The sequence below is a fragment of the Vibrio eleionomae genome (assembly GCF_009874545.1).
Taxonomy (GTDB): Bacteria; Pseudomonadota; Gammaproteobacteria; order Enterobacterales; family Vibrionaceae; genus Vibrio; species Vibrio nitrifigilis.
Genome location: NZ_WEKT01000019.1, coordinates 22,850 through 47,567, shown reverse-complemented (window position 1 = coordinate 47,567; position 24,718 = coordinate 22,850). Strand labels below are relative to the sequence as shown.

Below are 24,718 nucleotides of genomic sequence, written 5' to 3'. Positions count from 1 at the left end.
TTGATCAATCGATTCAGTTTCAACTCTCTTGCCAGCTATTCACATAATCAGCGAGCTCTATTTTTCGCGCCTCAGCACTAAAACGAAGCGCATTTTGGGTGTCGATCATAACCGCGACTTCATCGAGAAATGTCGGCGGTGTTTGTTGCGCTTTTTGATAGGCTTTAGGGTGAGGTCCATGGGTAAATCCTGCCGGATGAAACGTCATCATTCCCGGTTTAATGTGGTCACGACTAAAAAATTGCCCCATGTGATAGAACAGGACTTCATCATAATCATCATTGTTATGATAAAACGGTACCTTAAGCGCACCTTCATCTGTTTCAGCCGGGCGTGGGACAAAGGTGCATATAACAAAACCATCAGCGACAAACGTGGTATGCGCCGAGGGAGGAAGATGATAACGATGAGACATGATTGGCCTTATATCGCGCCAATTAAGCGCGATAACACTGAGATCGCCGTGCCAACCAATCGCATCCAGTGGATTAAATGGATAGGTAATAGTGGAGACAGTATCGCCCCTTTTTACAAACACGCGCGTGGTGTGCTCACTGTATTGCGCTTGAAAACGTTCGTTAATTGCGGGAACACGTAGCACGGCAGGATCAAAAATCGCGTGCCGCCCAATCAAGCCTTTATCTGGTAGACCGTAGCGCCCACCAGTATTTTCGATCATTAACAAGGTCAATGGCATATCAACTTCAAGGCGCCAAGTTGTTGAACGAGGCAAAACAACATAATCGCCAGCCGTAATATCTAGATGGCCATAGTCACTAAATAATGCCCCTGAACCTTGATGGACAAACAATAAATCGTCGCCATCAGCATTGCGCACCAATGCATTCATCGATTGGTCTAACTGCCACCAGCGGATTTTACATTGGTCATTATGCAATATGGCCTTGATATGCCAAGGCGAATGATGCGTTGTTTGTTCAACCAAATTCAAATCAAACGCGCGTGGGCGAAGTTCACCCTGCCAATCCGACCACGCAGTGGGGGGATGACGATGGTGAAAATGCGTCGCAGGGCCATAAAACCCATCCCGCCCGACTTCCCGCTCATAAATGCCTTTGCTTGGAAAGTCTGCATGCGCCTGATTGGAATGGGTACCTTCTCGATATGGATAATGCATCCTTTTAGTCATGAGAAATCACTCCACGTCGCAGTTGGTCCTCCTCAATGGATTCAAACAACGCTTGAAAATTCCCCTCACCAAAACCGTTGTTACCCTTGCGTTGGATAATTTCGAAAAATACCGGGCCAATAACCGTTTCCGTAAATATCTGCAATAAAATCCCGTCAGTCTCTTCATCACCATCAATGAGAATATGCCGTTTATGGAGTTGAGCCACGTCTTCCTGATGAGCAGTAATGCGATCATCAATATGTTCATAGTACGTGTCTGGGGTTTGCATAAATTGGATTCCCCGCTCTCGTAACGCATCAACGGTATAATAAATATCATTTGTTGCGAGCGCGATATGCTGGATGCCTTCACCATTGTATTGACGTAAGAATTCTTCAATTTGTGATTGGTTATCGCATGATTCATTGATAGGAATGCGGATCTTTCCGCAAGGAGACGTCATTGCACGGCTGACTAAACTGGTGTATTTCCCTTCGATATCGAAATGACGAACTTCACGGAAATTGCCAATCTTTTCATAGAACTTAGCCCACATATCCATATGGCCGCGTTCGACATTATGAGTAAGATGGTCAACTTGAAGTAACCCAGTGTTGGCATTTTCTAAACGTTGTCGATAATCCTCATAAAAATGGAAATCGACATCGTAAATCGTATGTTCTCCATATCGATCAACAAAGTAAATCAAGGTGCCTCCAATCCCCTGAATAGCCGGAATATTGAGTTCCATTGGCCCTACCTCTCCTTGGTAAGCTACCGCTCCATGCATACAGGCGTAATCTAATGCCTTCCCTGCATCACGCACTCTAAATGCCATACCACATACTGAGGGACCATGAATTTGCGCGAAGGTTTCAGCTTGGCTACGTGGTTGAGCATTGACAATAAAATGAACTTCGCCATGGCGATACAACCAGGCTTCCTTAGAGCGATGTTTGGCGATTTCGACTAACCCGAGTTGAGTAAACAGCGTTTTTAGAGCATGGAGTTGCTCATCACCGATTGCGGTATATTCAATGAATTCAAAACCATCAGTGCCTAGGGGATTAACAATCGACTTCATATTCATACTCCGAATAGAACACTACTTTCTAATGCTGGAATATAAAGAGGAAAACACAACTATTGATTGTCGTTTTTTTTAACTGCGAACCTATTGAGTTGGCAAAATTTATTTACACTAGGTATAAAATAGGTCACTCACATACTATTTTTATCTGTATATCAGTAAGTTAAACTTACGATTATTAATATATTTTAAACTAACAGTTATGCATAATTTAGCATTACCAAACCCACAGGTCAGACCAGAAAAATAATTCATTAAAATGATAATCACGCTATTGGTTATGCATCATCTCTCGCTTATACTGCAAATTCGATAGAAAGTTTCACTCTTGAGACATATGCAAACTAATGCTTAATAGAATAACTAGACGGCGTAAGACCCTTATTCGGCGAGCCGCGATTTATCTTATACCTCTACCTATATCCCTATTTCTGGGATTACAACTAGAACAGCATAATATCCAACTTAAGATGCATAATATTGCATACGAGTATGTCCAGAAACTCGATAAATTAATTAGTAATATTCATCACACTAACCAGTCATTACTATTATCAAACGTTCAATGTGACGAACTTCACGATCAATTTTTATTTAATTCGACCATTCGAGAAGTGTTTTTAATCAAAACAGAGGTGCCTTTTGTCTGCTCGTCCAAACGCGGGGTACTTAATAAAGATCTCTCACAATATTACCCATCAGGAATCGTCAGATCAGGCGAACATCTACGTACTCTAAATGCTGATCATACAACACGAACTTTGATTATTCGTGATGGCCAACTGGGTAATCCTCATCACGGTATTTCGACGGTAATTAACGAGCAATTTTTGGAAAACAGCCTAGGCTATACACAAGATACGCGGCTCAAGAGCCTCATACTCTCCTATGATGGCGCAACACTTCCCGAACGAACCCGACTTGAAAAAAAAGATGGTCAATACATCGCAGGTTCACGCAAATATCCTTATATGCTCGGTCTAACACCTGCAAAAGCTTTTATTTCTAACCAAACCATTTTGTATTTATACAGCGCCGCCCTTCTATCACTTATCGTTTCTAGCGCGTATTTATTTTTGCATCACTGGTTAGTAAAACGCCTATCACTGTTAGATGAATTAAAAAAAGCACTTAAACGCCGTGAACTCTTTCTCGTCTATCAACCTATTGTTGTAAGTCAATCGAATCAAATCTCAGGCTTTGAAGCTTTGCTGCGTTGGTATAAACCCAAAACTGGGTTTATTAGCCCAGAACATTTTATCGATCTTGCGGAGAAATCCGGCTTAATCGTTGATATTACAGAATATGTTTTATATCGGGCATGGCAGGATTGGAGCAATAAGAAAGTGGTACAGCCACTACATCTTAGCATCAATATTCCGCCGTCTTATTTGGAAGATCCATCGACGATTACTCAACTAAAACGGTATGCAGATAGATTTAAGACCATTAATATCCAACTCGTAGTAGAAATTACTGAACGCCAGTTACTTAAGTCTTCAGGACAAGCGGTATTAAATGAATTACGCCAAGCCAATATTCATATCGCCATTGATGATTTTGGCATTGGCAGCACCGCACTGTCTATATTGCAAAATATCGAATTTGATTATCTGAAAATCGATAAGTGCTTTATTGATAGTATTGAGGTAGAGGACGGACACACTCCCGTACTCAATTCCATTGTGGACTTAGGACATAGATTGTCGGTTCAATTGGTCGCTGAAGGGGTTGAAAGTCAAACTCAAGCCGATTATTTACACGAACTGAAAGTGGGCTATCAACAAGGTTTTTGGCATGCAAAACCAATGGATATTTTAGCAGCAAGCAAGTTGGTAGCGCAAAACGGATAAAGGTTACACGCTACCACTTTAAGCAAATATTCTCTTTAAACATCTACGTTTTTATGGACTGAAAACCGAATTTGGCGCACTTTCTGCCAATCAAATCCACCAAAGCAGATAAACGCAAATACCAGTACTATCACGCCATAATGAACGTAAGTCACCAGTAGAGAGCCTGGGGTACTATAAGAAACCCATGTTGCTGCAAGGTTAAACAGCCAGTGCAAAAACACAATAGTGGCAGCGGCGGCTAAGCTGCGTAGCAATGAGACTTGCTGTTCAATTTGACGGACTAAAAACATCGCAATTGATGCAGCAGGTAAAATCGCGAGCCAAGTTCTAAACCCTGGTGTTGGCCAAATTAAAGTAAAGACAAGCGTCATGACAGATAGACCTAACCACGCTTTGTACGATTTGAGCAGCCCCATAAAATCATATTCTGAGCGATTTTCTACTTGATATATGTTCCAAGAAACAATCATACCCAAGATACTACCCAGCAACATATCGGTTAAAAATGCGTTTCCGGTAAAGAATTGAGCCACAATCTCCCACACAATCGCGCCGATTAATACCGGCAACCAATACGGTAAATCGATATTGTCTTTTTCTTGCCATAACATGAACACACTACTCACTAAAATCGCGGTAATGACCGATGGCAAACTGTATCCAGCGATATGTGGATATTCAAGAATGGGTAAAAAGACATACGGTCTTGGGCAATGCAGCCCCTGCTGAAGCAATAGACAAAGTAAACTCGTACACGCCATGCTAAAAAACAGTTTCAACACAATTTCTTGTCGTAGGTAATAAAACAAGATGGGGAATAATACTAAGGCCAAGATAGGACTCGTAAATACGTTGCCAAATTGAACAAGACTCACAACCACTTGAGCAACACTGCTTGGCATCGAACTCACACTATTTTGGATATCATAAATCCACTTAAGCTCTAATTGGTTAAGCCATGGCGCCACTTGAACCATGTTACTCACACTACGTGTTGGTTGGCTCGTTGCACGATTGAAAAAATGTTTAATCATTGGCCATTGTTCAGGAAAACGATAATCTGCCGCGTCCACACGATTTGGCGCAATAAGCATTGCCCCTGACGTTTCAATACCATAATCAGGCGCTACCCATGCGGGTAACGTATTACCACCTTCATTATTATCTTGTTGATATACCAATAAATTTGACTGGCTAACACAATCAAAGAAAATACCGGTCTCGGTCTCCCCTAACTTAGCTTTAATATCAACAACCAGTCCGGTTTCTTCCCATGTTTCTCTTTGCGCTGCAAGACGAGCACTTTCACCTTGCTCAATCATTCCCCCTGGAAGGGACAATGTATGGGTAATCAGTTCTTTTACTACAACCAGTTGATCACCTGCTCTAATCAGGCAAAGCGCTCCCTTGCGACCTTCTGCTGCAGTTGCTGACTCGTCTGCGCGAGCTATGTGAGTTATTGAGATCAATAACGCACTTATAATTAATAGACACAACCGCTGATACACGTATTAATTCCTATTTCGGTCGTTAATCGACCGCCTTTCTCAACCAATGAAGATGCTGCACAAAACCAGCATCTTGATAAAAACGCTGCGCATTTTTGTTGAAGTCCCACACTTCAACAAAAATTTGTTTCACAGCGTACTGCTTAAATGTCCACTCAAGTCTACCAAACAAATGTGTTGCAACATGCCGCTGTCGATATTCTGGCAAAACATACAGTTCGTCGATACTGCCCATCAACACAGGTTTGCTAACACTGGATACCAATTCGCAAAAATGACCTGTAATAAACCCAGCAGGACATTCATCCAACATAGCAATAAATACCAAACATTCTGGATTATCGAGATAACGAGCGATGCTTTTTTCCTGCTCAATCTCGGTGGCTGTTTTAAAATGTTCTGGACAAGCTTGATGGTGTTCATCATGGAGCTGATACATCAGATCATTAAGTAGCTCTAAGTGCTGTGCTTGAGCACTTATCAATGTAATTTCTGCCATACTTGCGACATAGAGTAAAAAAATATAAGCAGTAATTTTATAAGATTACTTAGCAAAAAAACATCTGTTAATTCAGCTTTTATATGCTTTAAACACCAAGTTTCAAAATAAATTTCCCATATTATTGAACAGTGTTCATAAAAAACCGGTTCCCTGTTTTAGTCTTGTTGCATATCTCCACGAATTAGAGCCAAACGAAACGTAAGATTTGTCTTGTTGAGATAAACAAAATCATTTAGTTACAACTTCTAACAAAATACCTCTTAGGGATATTGGCAACCTAGCGATTTCGCCTAAACTGGAGAAAAGTGAAACGGTGACTACCGACGATTCGTCAGTCAGTGGTTCACTATCCATGATATAACGGGATGAAACTGATGTTGAAACCTATCCGCTGTGTTGTAGCCTTGATTGGTACGTCGGCGATGCTATTTTTTTCAAGCCTGACCATGTCAGCTCCACTCGAAAAACTCCACTTATTAATTCCTGGAGGTCAAGGCGGTGGTTGGGATATGACTGCCCATGATACTGGGACCGTTTTGCAAAGCACTGGGCTGGTAAAATCAGTCACCTATCAAAATATTTCCGGCGGCGGCGGCGGAAAAGCCATCGCCGATTTAATTGAGACTGCACCGCGACAAACCGATACTCTGATGATCAATTCAACCCCGATTGTATTGCGTTCGTTGTATGGTGTCTTTCCTCAATCTTTCCATGACCTAACGCCGGTCGCCTCCATTATTTCTGATTATGGTGCGTTTGTTGTCCCCGTGAATTCAGAGCTAAAGACGTGGGATGAAGTGATACAAGCCTTCAAGAATAATCCACGAAGTATCAAGGTTGCAGGAGGCTCCGCTCGAGGAAGTTTAGATCACCTTATCGCAGCAGCTGCTTTTCAAGGACATGGGTTCAACCCGAGACAAGTACGCTATATTGCCTATGATGCTGGCGGTAAAGCTTTAGAATCTGTGATGAGCGGTGAAACACAACTGCTATCAACGGGCTTTGGTGAAGTCATTCATCTTTATAAAGAAGGCAAAATCAGGATCTTAGCGATTACAGCTCCTACACCTATTGCCAGCGCTCCTGACGTACCGACTCTGGTTGAATACAACAACCCATTTGTGTTTGCCAATTGGCGTGGTTTTTTTGCTGCCCCCAATACATCCCCCGCCCAGGTAGAGCAATGGGTACAGACTTTAAAATCAATGTATAAGACCCCAGAATGGAAAAAGGTCCGAGACAATAACGGTTGGAATGATGCATTTTTGGCGCAAGAAGATTTCAAGTTATTTTTGCTAAAGCAAGAACAACAAATGCGTGATTTACTACGTGAGCTCGACTTCTTGCGTTAGTCCAAGCAGATGCGAGCATTAGTAGAACATGATATACTCAGCGTCATTCATTCTTGATATTGCAACATTGCCCATGTTGTGTACCGAGCCCATTCGTATAAGAAAGGAGCTTGTTTATGACTTACCTACTCGCTTTTGCGCTATTTCTTGCGATCATTGTTCTCATGTCTCTAGGTGTTATCGCCCATAGAAAACCCATTCAAGGTAGTTGTGGTGGGCTTTCCAGCGTTGGTGTTGATAAAGTTTGCAACTGCGAAACGCCCTGCAAAGATCATGCAAAACTCCACCAAATTCAAGAACCTGAAGACAAGTAGTCTTATCTATTTTTCATATAGCATGCCGCTCTCTTCCAATCAGAGCCTTGCCTAAGAGTGCTGACATAGTCGCCAAAACAGTCTCCTGTGGTTACTTGGATATGTCACTAGCTCAACCAGCAATAAAGCCTGATGTAACAGGCTTTACCTGACTTACAACGATTCACTTTCAAATATTATTTGAAAGTGAATTAATTTCCTTCGCTTTTTTAAGCGTAATCCGTGCGGTAAGGTGTGCACCTAGCATTCACCTACTAAGGATATCTTCATGGACATTACCGCACACGCTAAATCGCGCTATTCAACTAAAGCATTTGATGCTTCAAAACGCCTTAGCGACGAGCATGTTCAAGCAATCAAAGAATTGATTCGTTTAAGTCCTTCAAGTGTCAACTCTCAACCATGGCACTTCGTCCTTGCAAGCACTGAAGCGGGTAAAGATTCTATCGCTAAATCAACCGCTGAAAACTATGTGTTTAACGAACCTAAAATTCGCAATGCTTCCCACGTATTGGTGTTTTGCGCAAAAACTAATATTGATGAAGATTACTTACTGCAAGTATTAGACCTTGAAGATCGTGCTGGCCGCTTTGCTACCGATGAAGCGAAAGCAAGTGGACACAACGGGCGTCTATTCTTCACTAACATGCACCGTTTCGATCTTAAAGATGAAAAGCATTGGATGGAAAAACAGGTATATCTTGCATTAGGTACGCTACTTCTTGGTGTTTCCACCATGGGTATTGATGCAGTGCCAATCGAAGGCTTTGATTCTAAAGTTCTTGATAACGAACTCGGCCTACGTGAACAAGGTTATACCAGCTTAGTTATTGTCCCTCTTGGTTACCATAGCGATGCAGACTTTAATGCAAAATTACCGAAAGCGCGCTGGTCTCAAGAAGAAGTGATTACGGAGATTTAAGAGATAGCATGTCAACAGTACACGTATTCGCCGAGATAAAGGCTAACCGCGGTTACGAAAACGAGTTAGAAAGCGCATTGTGTAACCTACTTGAACCCTCTCGAGAAGAACTTGGCTGTTGTCAGTTTGAGTTATATCGTGATAAAGGCGTTGACGATGTGTTCATTTTACAAGAAGTATGGATTTCACAACGCTCTCTTGATATGCACATGGAATCCGATCATTTCCAATCCTTTTTGAATTCTGTGCAAGAAAATCAATGGATCGAATACATTACGCCGCGCACGCTTAACTTTTTGGGTTAACCGTATCGTTACGGTTAACCAAGATTTATGGCTAAACCAAAAAACACCGCTATTAGAACGAGTATAGTGCGTGTTTCCTAGTCAAAGCGGATAACGTTTATCGTTATCCGCTCTTTTCAAATGCCCGCCAATATGTTGTGATTGTTAGCTAATGCTCAACAATTAGACCTACAATAACTTCATGAAAGCGCTTAACGACCTATATATCTTCGTTGAAACAGCAAAACACGGCAGTTTTTCAAAAGCAGCCCACGCAGCTGATGTTACCCCAGCGGCAGTCAGTGCCGCAATAAAACGCCTAGAAACCCAACTTGATGTTGCCCTATTTATTCGTTCAACGCGCAACTTACGCCTGACTCACGAAGGTGAAACCCTACTAGAAAAGGCCTCACAGGCATTGAATACCATTCAAGAAGGTATCGACCATATTTCGCAAACTCAAGGGGAAATTGGCGGGCACATTATGCTATCCGCGCCTTCAGATTTTGGCCGCCATTTATTGCTTGGTTGGCTAGAAGAATTCACTGATATTTATCCTCACATACAAATCACCCTTGAGCTGTCTGATGGAGTGAGCAATCTATACAACAAACCTATCGACATGGCGATCCGCTACGGCGTACCACCCGACTCCCGCTTGGTTGCTCTACCACTATGCACTAGGAATCGACGTATCGCTTGTGCAACACCTAGCTACCTTGATAAGCGCCCACCTATTAGTCACCCTAAAGATCTTATCGAACACAATTGTTTATGTTTTCAATTAGCGAGCTCAACGGATAACCATTGGTCATTCATGCGTGATGGAGATTCTGAAACGATTACCGTCAGTGGCCATTTTAACGCCAATGATGGTGAAGCGGTTCACCAATGGGCATTAAAAGGAAAGGGGGTTATTTATAAATCATTAGTCGATATGAGTAGAGATTTATTTACCCAGCGCCTGCATCCACTACTCCTTGATTGGAAAACCGAGCCTTGCCCGCTTTATGTTGTGTGTGCCGACCGACGCTTACTAAATCCAACCACTAAAACACTGCATGAATTTTTACGCTTAAAATGTGAAAAGGTGCTCACAGAAGCTGAACAATACTTGACTGAAAATTACTACTCACCGAAATAATTTAACCTACCGAACCGACCGATTGTGATCATTAAAGAATGCAATAAACGCGTTCTTTGTTGATGGTGATCACACCTCCCTTCTACATAAATCGCTGTTAAATTCCATGTATTAAGTATTCACTGCTCCAACCAGTGAAGATGATCGCCTTTAAATAGTGTTTTATAATGCCCAACTTTGCAGCATATTGAACTGCCATTGTATGATCATAAATACCCTAAAGCACATAAACCCCGAATAAGCTTTTGAAACGTAAACATTTATATAATTATGCATTACAAAAAGCCATTGATACACACGTCACTAAATTAGCACAACTCACTTTTATTTAATTAAACATTAGAATAACTGCCAATTTCATTACTTTACGTACTGTTTTTTTTATTGTGTAATCGGACTTTTGACACACTTTTGACTTTGACTAAACGGACTAGAAAAAATGGACCACAACTCTCCTTCTAACAAACTTGGACTCTGGACTGGCCTCGCGCTATGGAAAAAAATCCTGATCGGCATGGTGCTCGGAGTCGCAGTCGGTGCCCTGTTAGGAAAGGACGCAGCCCTACTTAAGCCGATTGGCACGCTATTTATTAACGCGATTAAAATGCTAATCGTGCCATTGGTATTTTGCTCTCTCGTGGTTGGTATTACCTCGATGAAAGATACCCGCAAAATGGGGCGTATCGGCGGTAAAGCGATCGTACTTTATTTATTGACTACCGCTGTCGCTATTGCGATTGGTTTAGGGCTCTCTGCAGTCATCCAGCCAGGCGCAGGATTAAATATGACAGCATCTCAATCGAGTGTGGCGAAAGATGCACCCGCTTTGGTGCAAACTCTGCTAGCGATGATCCCACAAAACCCTATCAAAGCCTTGGCAGCAGGTAATATTTTACAAATTATCGTGTTTGCAATAGGCCTTGGCGTTTCTTTAGTATTGATTGGCGAAGAAAAAGCGGCTCCAGCCGTTAAAGTGTTCCAAAGCCTTGCTGAAGCGATGTACAAACTGACTGAAATTGTCATGGCATTTGCACCTTACGGCATATTTGGTTTGATGGCATGGGTTGCTGGCACTTATGGTCTAGATGTACTACTTCCACTGATTAAAGTGGTCGGCGCGGTTTATTTAGGTGCGCTTATTCACGTAGTTGTGTTCTATTCTGGTGTGTTAACCTTTTTAGGTCGTTTGAATCCACGCCGTTACCTTAAAGCGATCACCAACCCAGCGGCAGTCGCATTTACGACGTCTAGTAGCTCAGGGACATTACCAGCAACTATTAAAGCATCTCGCGAAGAAATGGGCGTTTCAGAGGGTGTATCTGGTTTCGTGCTGCCACTTGGCGCAACGATTAACATGGACGGCACAGCACTTTACCAAGGTGTTTGTGCGTTATTTATTGCCCAAGCATTTGGCATCGATCTATCGATGGCCGATTATATGACAATCATCCTCACTGCGACCTTAGCTTCAATTGGTACTGCAGGCGTACCTGGCGCAGGACTTATCATGTTATCGCTGGTACTTAGCACGGTTGGTTTGCCTATCGAAGGGCTTGCAATTGTGGCAGGTATCGACCGTATCTTGGATATGGCGCGCACCACTATCAATATCTGTGGTGACATGATGGTAGCGGTTGTTATCGCTAAAAGTGAAAAAGAATTGGATCAAGCTGTCTATGATGCTGATTAATCAACATCATAATAGTCGATAGCTGCATATTTCCGACTATAAATAAAAACCGCGCTACACTGTAGCGCGGTTTTTTTTATCACTGATAAATCGATATTATCGACAATCACCGAGTCTTATTGGTGCTGACCTAACTTCACTAAGCCATTCGAATGAAACCAAAGTGCTTCTTTACGGCGACGACCGATAAGGATGGGGCCATCATCGTAAAATAGGAAATTTTTCCAATGGCGCTTAAAGACCGACCACTTAGTTTCTAATATATTGTATTTTTCATAGCAAAAATAAATGGTTACATCATCTTGCCAATCGATATGTTGTGTAATCGCAACCGGCATTTCTGGGTCATCACTTTCCCATTCAGCCATCCAATCAACTTCATCACCCCAAGCTTTATTGTGCATTGGCCAATCTTGTGAGCTCAAACGTTCTGAATCCGGGCTTTGCGCACTAATATTGTCTTTCCAAAATTGTGCGGCTCGTTGCGCCGTCATTGGCTTAATCTGTGCCAAATCTTCTTCAGGTAATGGCATTGATTGATGAGTAAAAATCCACTTTCTTTGGTATTGATCCAAAGGCAAATACGACATGAAGTGTCCTTAAACAGTGAGTCGCCTCATGGGGCGACGAGATCTATCATTTTACTTGACTTGTTAAGTCTATTTATACGGTAACTAACCTTGCCAATGCAAATTGGTTAACGACATCATTTTATGATCTTGCCATTGCCCATTAATCAACAAGTAGTCTTTAGCAAAGCCTTCTTCGACAAAGCCGGCTTTGTTTAACACAGCAGCGCTGCGCTGATTATGCGGCATGTAGCAAGCGCTAATACGATGCATATTTTGCATATCAAACATATAGTGACATGCCATTTTTAGCGCGCGCGACATAATGCCTTTTCCTTGGGCACTTTCTGCCAACGAATAACCCACCGTACAAGAATGCATAGGAAAGCGAACCAGATTGCTAAACGAAATGGTGCCATACATGGCTTGCGTATTTTTATCGGTGATCAACAAATAGAAACCGATGCCTAATCGATGCAATTCATTGAGCTTAACCAATCGTTGGTGCCACCCGACATAAGAGTAGAACGCCTCGTCACGTTCAGGTTCCCAAGGTTTTAGAAAATCGCGATTAACCGTAAAATATTGGCTAATTAACTGCGCATCACCGACTTCAGCTGTGCGCAGAACAATATTGTCATCCACTTCATACACCTGACTGGGTGTACTATGCTTGCTCATTAACGTTTCCTAATTCCATATTCACGTAATTTATTCGCGATCGATGTATGCGATACATTCAATCGTTTAGCTAATTTCCGACTCGATGGAAACGATTGATAAAGTCGGTCCAAGACTTGTGATTCATACTCTTTCATGATGTCGTCAAGCGCTCCATCTAGATTAAGTGTGGCATTACCACCCGACATATGTTCGGTTTGTGGTAAATGAAAATGATCGACACTTAGCGGCTCATCTTGCACTTCGGTCAGCGCACGCAACACCATGTTATCCAGTTGGCGCATGTTACCGGGCCACTGATATTGCGTCAGTTGGTCAAGTAACTCATCATCCATCGGTGGTTTTAACATGCCTAACTTGTTACTGTGCTTGGCCATAAATAGCTCCAGCAACGGTTGAATGTCACTTGGGCGTTCACGTAAAGGTGGAATGCGTAGCGTCAAGACGTTTAAACGATAATAAAGATCTTCTCGGAAACCACCATTTTCCGCGAGTTCAGCTAATTGGTGACGCGTCGAGGCAATGACACGCACATCCACATGCATTTCATGCTCTTCGCCCACGCGGCGGAACGTGCCATCTTGTAAAAATCGCAGTAGCTTTATTTGTAAATGAGGGGTCATTTCACCGATTTCATCAAGGAATACGGTGCCACCATCGGCTTGCTCAAAAATGCCTTTATGCCCTAATTCATGGTTGAAAGAGCCAGGCGCATGACCAAACAATTCTGTTTCCGCGACATCATCAGGAATCGCAGCGCAATTGAGTACTAGAAATGGATGATCGCCTCGTTCAGAGCGATTATGACAGGCGCGAGCCAACATCTCTTTACCCGTACCTGTTTCGCCTTCAATTAAAAGCGGTTGATCGAGTGAGGAGAGCTTTTTCGCTTGATTGATGAGCGCCTTATGGCGATTAGAAACCCCAACAAAATGCTCAAACCCAAGATTAGAGTGTAATGGCACTTCTTCTAATAAATATTGCGCTTCTTTTACGCTACGGATCATCATCATCGCACTAGCAAGCGTGGATTCTTTCGATTCACCCGTAATATAAACGGGCATCACTTCGAGTGCATAATCTAATCCGTCTAACACCACTTGATCGCGCAAACGTGATTTGCTGCCTTCAAGCCAGCGCGTGAAATTAAACGAAGGAACGAGTGAGGATATTTGCTGCCCAATCACATCTTCGGCCGTTTTATTCAGCAGTGACAGCGCACTTTGGTTGGCCATATCCACCGACCCTTTCAGGTTGATGGCCAAGACCGAATCAGGAAGATTATTGAGGAGAGAAATCAATTCGGTGTTGTGACGTTCCATAGGCATAAATTGAATTTTACGCACATCTTTGACGCCAGTAATGCGGCGAATTTCAGCCATCAATTCACTGAACGTTTCGAAATCAATATCAGGGCAGTTTAAGTAGATAATTCCGCTGATATCAATTTCAATACCACGCAAATCAATATTTCTGGAGGCCAGAATATCGAGCAGTTCTCGGGTCAAACCGAGTCTGTCTTCACAAAAGACTTCTAGACGCACTTCGCTGTTATCCTAATTACAAGTGTCACGAAAAGTTGACAGTAGTTTCTATCAAGCCTACCAGTGCGTCAAGTAATCTCTTCTTTCTATTGTAAAAACTGCTCACTACTTGACAGATATTGCTGCAATTTTAGTCAATATATGTTTACGTACTTCGCTCAGTTTAACCCGGCGTTGCTCGGCCCATGGTAAGGGGCGCAGTAATGTCATCGCTTTAATACCTAAGCGAGCGGTCAGAATGCCGACACCAATGCCCTGCCCAGCTCGTGTTGAGACCTTAGCGGCCAGATCCATCGACATCAAATCAATACTCGCATCCACAACCAACTCGCTAGCACCAGCAGCAGCCATATTGACCAATACGGCTTTAAACAGCTTCAATCGAGACCAATAACCAAGCTCGACGCCGTAGAGTTGCGCCAGTTGATCGACCATTTTTAAACTGCGCCACCCCACTAGCAACATATCAGCCATCGCGAGAGGGCTGACCGCCACCAAAGCGGCGGCTTCGGTCGAGTAACGCGTCACAATCGCGGTTGCCTTCTTGTCTTGCTCCGCCACCACCATGGCATCATAGAGCTCCAACACTTCTGCATCGCTATGGCTACCATTTAGCGCCTGCTGCCACCGTTGCAAGCTAGGTGTATTTGCCGGTAACTCTGACTGCTGAGCAAGATGCTGACAAAAGGCTTCGCCCTCCCCCACAGAATTGCGCGCGATCAGTGATTCGGCCTGCTCTTGAACCGAAAAGTGATTTTTTAATCGCTTAAGTTTCCAAAGCTCACGCCCCAGCGCACCAATACCAAAACTGGCAAGTAATGAAACAAATCCCGTCCAACCAAGACTCAGCCAATCAGACTGCTGAAATGCCTGAACGACATTGTCGATAGCTTGCCAAGCGACAAGCCCTGTAAAGGTGCCCAATACCGCGGTCCATTTCCAAATCCGCCCCGATTTTGGGCGAATGACTTGTTCCAGTTCTTGTTCCGCATCGGTTTCAGAATCGACGGGCATTTCAACCGGAATGAATTTCTCTGGTTGGGTAAATTGCTGTTTAGCGTTAAGTTCCGCTTCTTGTTCTTGGTGTAGTGGCTGGTCAAATATCGCTTTACCTTTATAGTCACTCATCGCAATTTATCTCCTAACAGAATCTCTAAAGCTTTATCTAAACGTATGTGTGCCAACGCTGCGTCACTTTCTGTGGGTAACGGTTTAAATTGCGTAAATTCAAACTGATGCTTATCCCAATAATCTGGGTTAGGCAATTTAGCCGGCACATCTCCCGGATAAAGCGTTAAGTTATCTCCGGCTTGTGTCGTCCCTTGCACTGCGGATTGCTGTCTTTCTCCTTGCTGGATATAACCAGAAATGGTCGAACGTACCGATGCCATACTAATACAGCTCATATCGATATTTTCATACGCCGCATGCTGCCAAGCCGGATGCACCATCTGCTGCAGTAAACTCACCAAATTAACGTGTTGATCTGGCGTTATGTGGTCGGCTTTCGTCGCAGCGAACAATACCTTATCGATTTTGGGAGAAAATAGACGGCTAAGTAACCCAGAACGGCCATACCGGAAACTGTGCATCAGCTGTTCGAGTGCACTGCGCATATCCATAAACGCATCAAATCCCGTATTCAAAGGCGTCAAACAGTCCACCAGCACAATTTGGCGATCGAAAGTGGAAAAATATTTACGATAAAATCGTTTCACCACTTTCTCTTGATACTCTTTGTAGCGCGCTTGCAGTAGCTCCAAATAACTGCCCTTTGTCACCTGTGCACTAGAGATATTGTCGACTGGGAAAAACTGTAAAACCGGCGCTCCGCTCAGTTCGCCCGGCAGCACAAATCGCCCCGGTTGTACCCAATGTAACCCAGCCGCTTTGCATTGGTGTAAATACTCGGTGTATTGTTCTGCCAATTGGGCTAATACTTGTTCGTTAGCCTGCTCATCTAAATCCAACTGAGCCACAGAATCTAACCAAGGCTGGGCCAATTCCTTTCTTTTACCATGCAAAGCGTGATACTGCTGTTCGCTCCAAGTGGCAAAATCCATATCCAATAACGGTAGATCCAATAACCACTCACCGGGGTAATCGATAATATCTAGGTACAAGGTAGCAGTCGAACCCATCAAACGTTTGGTCCGTTTTTTTGGGCGATAACGAATAGCCAGACGAATTTCACTGACGTCTCGGGTCGGTTCTGGCCATATTGGAGGATTGGCATACAACTGACCACATGCCTCATCATAAGTAAAACGAGGCACCATTAAATTGGTTTGCGGTACCCGGCGAGCACCGATCACACGTTTATCTCGCGCTGCAGCCAGCAACGGTAAATTGTCATGAGTAGCGCTATTGAGGAGCTGATTAACTAACGACGTGATAAAAGCCGTTTTCCCTGCGCGAGATAACCCAGTCACTGCTAGGCGCACGTGAGAGTCGGTGCTTCGATGCATAAATTCAGTAACTTCTTTACTGATGGATTTCATTCAACACTCCTAACCAAACACAAAGGAAAGCATACACTTGACGAGATTAACGGAGGATGAATTCCTCCTTGAGAAGGCACGCGAACAACGCGCTTTTTTGTATGTCGAGAACGAGATGAGCTAATCGTCTTCAATCAATTTATAGATGACCCATAAAGCGAGTTCGAGTAACACCAACAAGCCACAAGAGAGCAGTACATATTTATTGTGAAACAGGTTCACGCCATTAAAAATAAAGTCGTATGCAAGAAAGCACCCCACCACAATCAAAAACAGTAATTGTAAAAAGCGTACAAAACGTGGCATAGAGCCCTCCCATTGATTGATTGGTCTAATGAATAATGGGTGCGCAGCAGGTAAATTTCAATGCGTCATTAGATACCGATCATTTTTCTTAGAGTATACAAACAAAAAGCGCAGCTTTCGCTGCGCTTATGTCATTTATTTGCCAGAACTTTTTTGCTTATGCGTTCTGTTTTTCCGCTTCTTGGATCTTCACTTTCCAAGTATCTGGACCAATTTTGTGAGCATTAGCGCCAGTTGAATCAACCGCAACGGTCACAGGCATGTCTTCGACTTCAAATTCATAAATCGCTTCCATACCGAGGTCTTCAAACGCCACAACACGTGCTTTCTTAATCGCTTTGGCTACCAAATACGCAGCGCCACCAACGGCCATTAAGTAAACTGCTTTATGGTTTTTGATTGACTCAACCGTTGCATCGCCACGTTCAGATTTACCGATCATCCCCATCACGCCCACTTCATCGAGCATCATGTCGGTGAATTTGTCCATACGGGTTGAGGTAGTTGGGCCTGCAGGACCAACAACTTCATCACGCACTGCATCAACAGGGCCAACGTAGTAGATGAATTTACCTTTCAGATCAACACCATCCGGTAAGCCTTCACCATTGGCTAACATACCTTGGATACGTTTGTGCGCCGCATCACGACCCGTTAAAATTTTACCGGATAACAGTAATGTTTCACCAGTGCGCCACGTTTGCACGTCTTCTTTCGTCACTGTATCCAAATTCACGCGGCGAGTATTTTCGTTCGCTTCACGCGTGATTTTTGGCCAGTCTTCCAATTTAGGAGGTGTTAGCTCAGCAGGGCCAGTTCCATCTAGAGTGAAATGCACGTGACGAGTTGCTGCACAGTTTGGAATCATACATACCGGTTTAGATGCTGCATGAGTTGGCGCAGTTTTGATTTTAACATCAACAACCGTGGTTAAACCGCCAAGACCTTGCGCACCGATACCCAATTTATTGACACGTTTGAAAATATCGAGGCGAAGTTCTTCTTCCGCATTTTGTGGACCACGTTCGATCAGCTCTTGGATATCGATGTGTTCCATCAAAGATTCTTTTGCCAATACCGCAGCTTTTTCTGCTGTACCACCAATACCAATACCAAGCATACCTGGTGGGCACCAACCAGCACCCATAAGCGGTAAGGTTTTTTCAACCCATTCAGCGATATCGTCAGATGGGTTTAGCATCACCATTTTCGATTTATTTTCACTACCACCGCCTTTTGCTGCGATACGAATATCGACTTTATCACCTGCAACCATGTTGATGTGAACCACAGCAGGTGCATTGTCTTTGGTATTAACACGTTTACCAGCCGGATCAGCCAGTACAGATTTACGCAATGGGTTATCTGGGTTGCAGTATGCTTGACGAACACCTTCGTCCACCATTTCTTGCACTGTCATATCAGTGGCGTCCCATTGCACGTCCATACCGATATCAACAAAACAGGTGACAATCCCCGTATCTTGACATAGTGGACGGTGTCCTTCTGCCGACATGCGAGAGTTGATCAATATTTGCGCGATCGCATCCTTAGCTGCTGGGTTTTCTTCGCGTTCATACGCTTTTTCAAGCGCTTGCACAAAGTCCAAAGGATGGTAGTAAGAGATGTATTGGAGGGCGTCAGCAACACTGCTGATGACATCCTGCTTGCGTATTACCGTCATTGCATGCCTCATTATTATCGTATGATTATCGTATGCTTCCATAAACGGCCAGTGATAAGGTGCTGTCGCTAGAACTGCGGCTATTGTCCTTATCTTCAAACCGACTATCACTATAGAATGTCCTAATATTCACCGAAAAATACCCGCTAATGATATGACTTATATCAACATTAGTTCGTAGAAGCCGCCGATAAATGAATGAGTTAACGATTATAGCGATCAAGATCAAAGCCAAAAATTACCGTTACCACTCACTTCAATTAGAACCTTCGTAGCGTGTCTGTTAAGAATAGTTGCTTAAAGCGTTACAACAAAATGTCTTTATCGTTCGCTTTTATTCACAAACTTGCTCACTAGACGTTTATAATATGCGAATTATGATACCCTTGGATTATCGAATACGCCATGTAATCCACTGTTTTCCTTGTTATATATCAAATAAAGCGCATGATTCATCCAGATAAATATCAAATAGAAAGCAAAATGCTGAGTTATCAACCAGATCTTGCTTCACAGCTCTTCAGTCATATCGAGCATCACCCATGGGCGATGCTACTTAAATCCGCTGCTGAGCATCATCAAGATAGCCGATTTGACGTGCTAGTGGCTAATCCTTTGGTCACATTAACCACAATTGGTGAACAAACGACGATTCACACCGCGGATGAATTAGTGATTTCACCCGATGATCCTTTTGCACTGATACAACGCTATCAGCAACGCTATATCCCAGATTGCCATTGTGACTTGGATGTGCCCTTCATTGGTGGGGCCTTGGGCTATTTTGCGTATGATTTAGGCCGCCGAGTTGAGCAGCTCCCGGTTATAGCCCAACGTGACGTGGACATGCCCGATATGGCGATCGGCCTCTATGATTGGGCGCTCGTTATCGACCATGCGCGTCAAAAGGCGATGCTAGTGGGTAATCATGTTGAACAACAGTGGCAATGGCTACAAAGCGAGGCCGAAAGTACTAAAGTTTCTGATGATTTCAGTATTGATCAGTGGCAATCCAATATGACTCAAGCAGAATACTGCGCCAAATTTGCTCAAGTGCAAGAGTACCTTCGCTCAGGTGACTGCTATCAGATTAACCTAACCCAACGTTTTTCTAGCCCATACCAAGGAAGTGAATGGCAAGCCTACTGCTTACTTGAAAAAAGCAACAGTGCGCCCTTCTCTGCCTTTATTCGTTTGGAACAAGGAGCAATATTAAGCGTCTCTCCGGAGCGCTTTTTACAAGTGAACCAAGGTAAAATTGAAACCAAACCTATCAAAGGCACTCGGCCCCGCGGCAAAACCGCTGAACACGATGCGCAGCTGGCTGCTGAACTTGCCGCTGCAGAAAAAGACCAAGCTGAAAACCTGATGATCGTGGATTTACTGCGTAATGATGTAGGTCGCGTTGCTAAACCAGGAACGGTTAGCGTGCCTAAACTGTTTGACATTGAATCCTTCCCTGCAGTTCACCATTTGGTATCCACCATTGAAGCGCAACTCGATGAAAGTTACAGCATGTACGATTTACTCCGTGCTTCTTTTCCCGGTGGTTCAATTACGGGGGCGCCGAAAATTCGTGCGATGGAAATCATTGAAGAGCTAGAACCCCAACGCCGTAGTGTGTATTGCGGTTCAATTGGATATATCAGCCGTCACGGTGTCATGGATACCAGTATTACCATTCGTACTCTTATCGCTTGCCAACAAACGTTGTATGTTTGGGCTGGCGGAGGTTTAGTTGCCGACAGTCAAGATCTCGATGAATATCAAGAGACTTTAGACAAATTATCGCGTATTTTGCCAATATTAGGCGCACCATTTACCGTGCAGTAACCCTCATACCAATGGAGCGATGACGTGTTACCCATCAGTCGTGAAGCTTTACTCGCACACTTTATGCTAAGCCCAACCGTCGATTATCATCCACAAACGCAAGCAAGAGTGGCGCATTTAACCGGAAAGCCGCTGCAGCAAGCATCGGTGCTGATTGGTTTTGTTAAACGCACCACTGGGTTACACGTTATCTTTACCCGACGCGCTGAGCATTTAAAACATCATCCGGGGCAAATTAGTTTTCCTGGGGGAAAATTTGAAGAAGATGATGGTTGTTTACAAAACACCGCATTACGCGAAGCACATGAAGAAGTCGGTATTCGTACTAACGATGTAGAAATTATCGGCCAGCTTCCCCCTCTCATGACGGTGAGTCAATTCACAGTCACCCCTATTGTAGCTTTTGTTGACCCTCACTACCCGATTCAAACGGATCCCAACGAAGTAGCGGAAGTATTTGAAGTGCCAGCGCATGTTGTGTTAGATCCCAAACAGCTTCACAGTTGCCAATTTGAATTTCGCGCCTCACAACACCGTATCTTTGCCCTTACCTACCAGCAACATTTCATTTGGGGTATGACGGCTCAAATCATTCAAGCAATGCAACAGCAGTTAATTCTACTGAACCAGTAAATTCTGAACAATTATCTAAAATGCCATTAACAAACAAGATAAACACCAAAGCAAACGTTTGCGTAATTACATCGATTTCGTGATCTAACCAAAAGTTTTGTATTTCTTTTACCTGAAAACAGAGAAAAACCCGCCTCAAGAGTTCCCAGCAGTGAATAATTTTAGGAAAATCATAAATAGCAAAATATTTAATCAATTTAAGAACTAAATACCGCATGAATATCAATTCAAATACAATCTCCACCACAGAACATACTAATAAATGGAATTATCAAGATTTCGTTTGGTCGCTCTCTCTATTTGGTACCGCCGTTGGTGCGGGTGTTTTATTCTTGCCAATTAAGGCCGGTGCAGGCGGTTTCTGGCCACTGGTTATTCTGGCGCTACTGTGTGCGCCGATGACATGGTTTGCTCATAAAAGCCTGTCGCGCTTTGTATTATCGGCCAAGAACCCAAATGCAGATATTACCGATACTGTCGAAGAACATTTTGGTAAAATCGGCGCCAACATCATCACTTTTGCGTACTTTTTTGCCATCTACCCTATCGTATTGATTTATGGCGTAGGTATCACCAATACCGTCGATTCCTTTTTAGTGCATCAAGTGGGTATGGCATCGATCCCTCGCTGGCTTCTTTCTGGCTGTCTCATTATGTTGATGACATTAGCGGTAGTACTCGGTAAATCACTGATGTTAAAAGTGACATCAGCAATGGTGTATCCATTAGTCTTTATCTTATTTGCCCTGTCCGTCTTTCTCATTCCAGAGTGGAATACATCAATGATGGAAGTGGCGCCTAATTGGGGTGCGATGCCAAGTGTGATCTGGTTGGCGATTCCTCTTTTTGTCTTCTCGTTTAACCACAGCCCTATCATTAGTCAATTTACTAAAGAACAGCGCCGTAGATATGGTGATAATGCAGCTACCAAAACCGATAAGATCACAGGAACAGCAGCGCTAATGTTAATGGCATTTGTGATGTTTTTTGTTTTTTCTGTGGTGCTTTCTCTCTCTCCCGCTCAATTAGCCCTAGCGAAAGAACAAAACATCAGCGTGCTCTCTTATCTTGCTAACATCCATCAGTCACCGATGATTTCGTATCTGGGTCCTATCGTGGCATTTGCCGCCATCACTTCAAGCTATTTTGGCCATTTTATGGGCGCTCATGAAGGTTTGGTCGGCCTGGTAAAATCTCGTTCAAGCATGCCAGTAAAACGCATTGAAAAAGGCTCATTAATCTTCATCGTCGTCACCACTTGGATTGTGGCGATCATCAACCCAAGTATCCTTGGCATGATCGAAAGTATGGGCGCACCGATGATTGCCGCCATCTTATTTTTACTGCCTGTTTTTGCTATGCGTAAAGTGGCAGCGATGAAGCCATTACGCACTTCTGCACTAGTGCAAATTTTTACAGTAATTTGTGGCGTTGCAGCCATTACTTCGGTAATCTACGCGACAGTTTAGTCACAGTGAAAAATCCATGTTTTATTAGGGATAACAACGTTTCCCGACAAACATTGAGGGTTCTATTAAAACAGTCATATTTCGCTAGGCAATACGTAGCGAAATAATGGTATTAGCCTCCCTTACCTGATGATAAGGGAGGCTTATTTTTGAGGTAATCAACATGATTAGTGTTTTTGACATCTTTAAAATTGGTGTCGGCCCATCAAGCTCACACACTGTAGGGCCGATGAAAGCCGGGAAGCAATTTATCGATGATCTACACGCAGAAGGAAAAATCGACCAAGTGGACGCCATCACGGTCGATGTCTACGGATCACTATCATTGACAGGGAAAGGTCACCACACCGATATCGCTATTATCATGGGGCTTGCTGGTCAAGCTCCCGAAACTGTTGATATTGATGCAATTCCATCTTTCATCAGCCAAGTTGAACAAACCGAGCGTTTGCCGATTGACTGTTACAATCATGTTGTACGTTTTCCACGTGAAAGTGGCATGAACTTCCACACCTCCAATTTGTCTCTGCACGAAAACGGCATGCAAATTCACGCATTGAAAGAAGAACAGTTACTGTATTCAAAAACCTATTACAGTATCGGTGGTGGTTTTATCGTGGATGAAGAGCACTTTGGTCAATCGCTTGAAACCGATGTCGCACTTCCTTACCCGTTTAGCAGCGCCGAAGAGCTCGTGAACCAATGTCATGAACATGGTTTATCGATCAGCACTTTGGTGATGAATAATGAAAAAGCCATCTATCAAGACCACGAAGTTAAAGACTATTTTGCCGCCATCTGGGACACGATGAAAGCATGTATTGAACGTGGGATGACCACCGAAGGCATTCTTCCAGGTCCATTGCGTGTGCCGCGCCGTGCTGCTGCCTTACATCAACAGCTGTTAACGTCAGAAAAGCTGACTAACGATCCGATGGCGGTGGTTGACTGGGTGAACATGTACGCCTTTGCGGTGAATGAAGAAAACGCAGCGGGTGGCCGAGTCGTTACGGCCCCCACTAACGGTGCTTGCGGCATTATCCCTGCTGTACTCGCTTATTACGATAAATTCATCCAAACGGTGAGTGAAAAAGACTACATCCGTTATTTCGCTGCGTCAGGCGCTATTGGCGGTTTGTATAAACAGAATGCCTCTATCTCCGGTGCGGAAGTAGGTTGTCAGGGTGAAGTGGGCGTTGCCTGTTCTATGGCGGCAGCAGGCCTCGCAGAACTGCTTGGCGGTAGCCCAGAGCAAGTCTGTATGGCGGCTGAAATTGCAATGGAGCATAACCTAGGGCTCACCTGTGACCCGGTTGCTGGCCAAGTTCAAGTACCTTGTATTGAGCGTAACGGCATTGCCGCCGTAAAATCCATTAACTCGACTCGTATGGCCCTTCGCCGGTCTTCGGCACCGCGTGTTTCGCTCGATAAAGTCATCGAAACCATGTTTGAAACGGGTAAAGACATGAACGCCAAATATCGCGAAACTTCTCAGGGTGGCCTAGCTGTCAAAGTCATTTGTTAAACCCACGTCATTCCTAGCCTAGTTAGGGTTAAAATTGAGTTAAAAAGCCTGAAATATTTCCTTTCAGGCTTTTTTTTCTTAGTGTATGTGCGATTTACCTAGATTTACCTCTAAAAAGGTTTGTTTATCTAGTCATTCGTTTTATAACTAATGTGTTGTAAATGCATTCACTTGAATTA

General features: G+C 43.6%; 22 protein-coding genes. 11 read left to right on the top strand and 11 right to left on the bottom strand.

The window, feature by feature from the left end; genetic code table 11:
* Positions 1–19 precede the first annotated feature (19 nt).
* Complete coding sequence (locus F9817_RS11900; protein ID WP_161155790.1) at positions 20–1,150, bottom strand: homogentisate 1,2-dioxygenase; 1,131 nt, start codon at positions 1,148–1,150, stop codon at positions 20–22.
* Complete coding sequence (gene hppD, locus F9817_RS11895) at positions 1,143–2,216, bottom strand: 4-hydroxyphenylpyruvate dioxygenase (RefSeq protein WP_161155789.1); 1,074 nt, start codon at positions 2,214–2,216, stop codon at positions 1,143–1,145. The genes F9817_RS11900 and hppD overlap by 8 nt, the downstream gene beginning before the upstream one ends.
* A 476-nt stretch (positions 2,217–2,692) precedes the next feature.
* Here hppD and F9817_RS11890 point away from each other — a divergent pair, with 476 nt between their 5' ends.
* Positions 2,693–4,075, top strand: a complete 1,383-nt coding sequence (locus F9817_RS11890; protein WP_161155788.1) for an EAL domain-containing protein — start codon at positions 2,693–2,695, stop codon at positions 4,073–4,075.
* Between the two features lie 35 nt (positions 4,076–4,110).
* On the opposite strand, the gene F9817_RS11885 is transcribed toward F9817_RS11890, so the two are convergent.
* Positions 4,111–5,547, bottom strand: a complete 1,437-nt coding sequence (locus F9817_RS11885; RefSeq protein ID WP_161155787.1) for a bifunctional NUDIX hydrolase/phosphatase PAP2 family protein — start codon at positions 5,545–5,547, stop codon at positions 4,111–4,113.
* A 61-nt stretch (positions 5,548–5,608) separates the two neighbouring features.
* Positions 5,609–6,085: a GNAT family N-acetyltransferase gene (locus F9817_RS11880; protein ID WP_161155786.1), complete on the bottom strand. Its 477-nt coding sequence runs from the start codon at positions 6,083–6,085 to the stop codon at positions 5,609–5,611.
* A gap of 377 nt (positions 6,086–6,462) precedes the next feature.
* Between F9817_RS11880 and F9817_RS11875 the strand changes: the two genes are divergently transcribed.
* The 6 genes from F9817_RS11875 to F9817_RS11850 all read left to right on the top strand — a co-directional run bounded on the left by F9817_RS11875 (position 6,463) and on the right by F9817_RS11850 (position 11,794).
* The gene (locus tag F9817_RS11875) at positions 6,463–7,440 is read left to right on the top strand and encodes a tripartite tricarboxylate transporter substrate binding protein (protein WP_161155785.1); all 978 of its coding nucleotides are present in this window, start codon (positions 6,463–6,465) and stop codon (positions 7,438–7,440) included.
* Between the two features lie 116 nt (positions 7,441–7,556).
* Positions 7,557–7,754, top strand: a complete 198-nt coding sequence (gene nqrM / locus F9817_RS11870) for a (Na+)-NQR maturation NqrM (protein ID WP_161155784.1) — start codon at positions 7,557–7,559, stop codon at positions 7,752–7,754.
* 268 nt (positions 7,755–8,022) lie between these two features.
* Positions 8,023–8,676, top strand: a complete 654-nt coding sequence (nfsB, locus tag F9817_RS11865) for an oxygen-insensitive NAD(P)H nitroreductase (protein ID WP_161155782.1) — start codon at positions 8,023–8,025, stop codon at positions 8,674–8,676.
* Positions 8,677–8,684: 8 nt separating this feature from the next.
* Positions 8,685–8,981 carry a putative quinol monooxygenase gene (locus tag F9817_RS11860; RefSeq protein WP_161155780.1) on the top strand — a complete coding sequence of 99 codons (297 nt, stop codon included), beginning with the start codon at positions 8,685–8,687 and terminating at the stop codon, positions 8,979–8,981.
* A gap of 181 nt (positions 8,982–9,162) precedes the next feature.
* A complete protein-coding gene (locus F9817_RS11855; protein ID WP_161155778.1) occupies positions 9,163–10,104 on the top strand; it encodes a LysR family transcriptional regulator in 942 nt (313 codons plus the stop codon).
* A 439-nt stretch (positions 10,105–10,543) separates the two neighbouring features.
* Positions 10,544–11,794 (top strand): dicarboxylate/amino acid:cation symporter, encoded by a 1,251-nt coding sequence (locus F9817_RS11850; RefSeq protein ID WP_161155776.1) that lies wholly within the window; start codon positions 10,544–10,546, stop codon positions 11,792–11,794.
* A gap of 116 nt (positions 11,795–11,910) precedes the next feature.
* On the opposite strand, the gene F9817_RS11845 is transcribed toward F9817_RS11850, so the two are convergent.
* From F9817_RS11845 to F9817_RS11815, 7 genes are all read right to left on the bottom strand, one after another.
* On the bottom strand, positions 11,911–12,384 hold the full coding sequence (locus tag F9817_RS11845) for a DUF2947 domain-containing protein (RefSeq protein ID WP_161155774.1): 474 nt from the start codon (positions 12,382–12,384) through the stop codon (positions 11,911–11,913).
* An 84-nt stretch (positions 12,385–12,468) separates the two neighbouring features.
* On the bottom strand, positions 12,469–13,044 hold the full coding sequence (gene rimJ, locus F9817_RS11840) for a ribosomal protein S5-alanine N-acetyltransferase (protein WP_161155772.1): 576 nt from the start codon (positions 13,042–13,044) through the stop codon (positions 12,469–12,471).
* Positions 13,044–14,588, bottom strand: coding sequence for a transcriptional regulator TyrR (tyrR, locus tag F9817_RS11835; RefSeq protein WP_161155770.1), 1,545 nt, complete (start codon positions 14,586–14,588; stop codon positions 13,044–13,046). Before tyrR ends, rimJ begins: the two co-directional genes overlap by 1 nt.
* Positions 14,589–14,693: 105 nt before the next feature.
* Positions 14,694–15,716, bottom strand: coding sequence for a YcjF family protein (locus tag F9817_RS11830; RefSeq protein WP_161155767.1), 1,023 nt, complete (start codon positions 15,714–15,716; stop codon positions 14,694–14,696).
* On the bottom strand, positions 15,713–17,089 hold the full coding sequence (locus F9817_RS11825) for a YcjX family GTP-binding protein (RefSeq protein WP_161155765.1): 1,377 nt from the start codon (positions 17,087–17,089) through the stop codon (positions 15,713–15,715). Before F9817_RS11825 ends, F9817_RS11830 begins: the two co-directional genes overlap by 4 nt.
* A 120-nt stretch (positions 17,090–17,209) precedes the next feature.
* Positions 17,210–17,395 carry a hypothetical protein gene (locus F9817_RS11820; RefSeq protein WP_161155763.1) on the bottom strand — a complete coding sequence of 62 codons (186 nt, stop codon included), beginning with the start codon at positions 17,393–17,395 and terminating at the stop codon, positions 17,210–17,212.
* 157 nt (positions 17,396–17,552) lie between these two features.
* Complete coding sequence (locus tag F9817_RS11815; RefSeq protein ID WP_161155761.1) at positions 17,553–19,079, bottom strand: fumarate hydratase; 1,527 nt, start codon at positions 19,077–19,079, stop codon at positions 17,553–17,555.
* A 447-nt stretch (positions 19,080–19,526) separates the two neighbouring features.
* Here F9817_RS11815 and pabB point away from each other — a divergent pair, with 447 nt between their 5' ends.
* From pabB to F9817_RS11795, 4 genes are all read left to right on the top strand, one after another.
* Positions 19,527–20,912, top strand: a complete 1,386-nt coding sequence (gene pabB, locus F9817_RS11810; RefSeq protein ID WP_161155759.1) for an aminodeoxychorismate synthase component I — start codon at positions 19,527–19,529, stop codon at positions 20,910–20,912.
* 33 nt (positions 20,913–20,945) lie between these two features.
* The gene (locus F9817_RS11805; RefSeq protein ID WP_196123804.1) at positions 20,946–21,545 is read left to right on the top strand and encodes a CoA pyrophosphatase; all 600 of its coding nucleotides are present in this window, start codon (positions 20,946–20,948) and stop codon (positions 21,543–21,545) included.
* Positions 21,546–21,760: 215 nt separating this feature from the next.
* Positions 21,761–23,014: an aromatic amino acid transport family protein gene (locus F9817_RS11800; protein ID WP_161155757.1), complete on the top strand. Its 1,254-nt coding sequence runs from the start codon at positions 21,761–21,763 to the stop codon at positions 23,012–23,014.
* A 163-nt stretch (positions 23,015–23,177) separates the two neighbouring features.
* Entirely contained in the window at positions 23,178–24,539 is a 1,362-nt protein-coding gene (locus F9817_RS11795; protein WP_161155755.1) for an L-serine ammonia-lyase, read from the top strand.
* Positions 24,540–24,718: the final 179 nt, after the last annotated feature.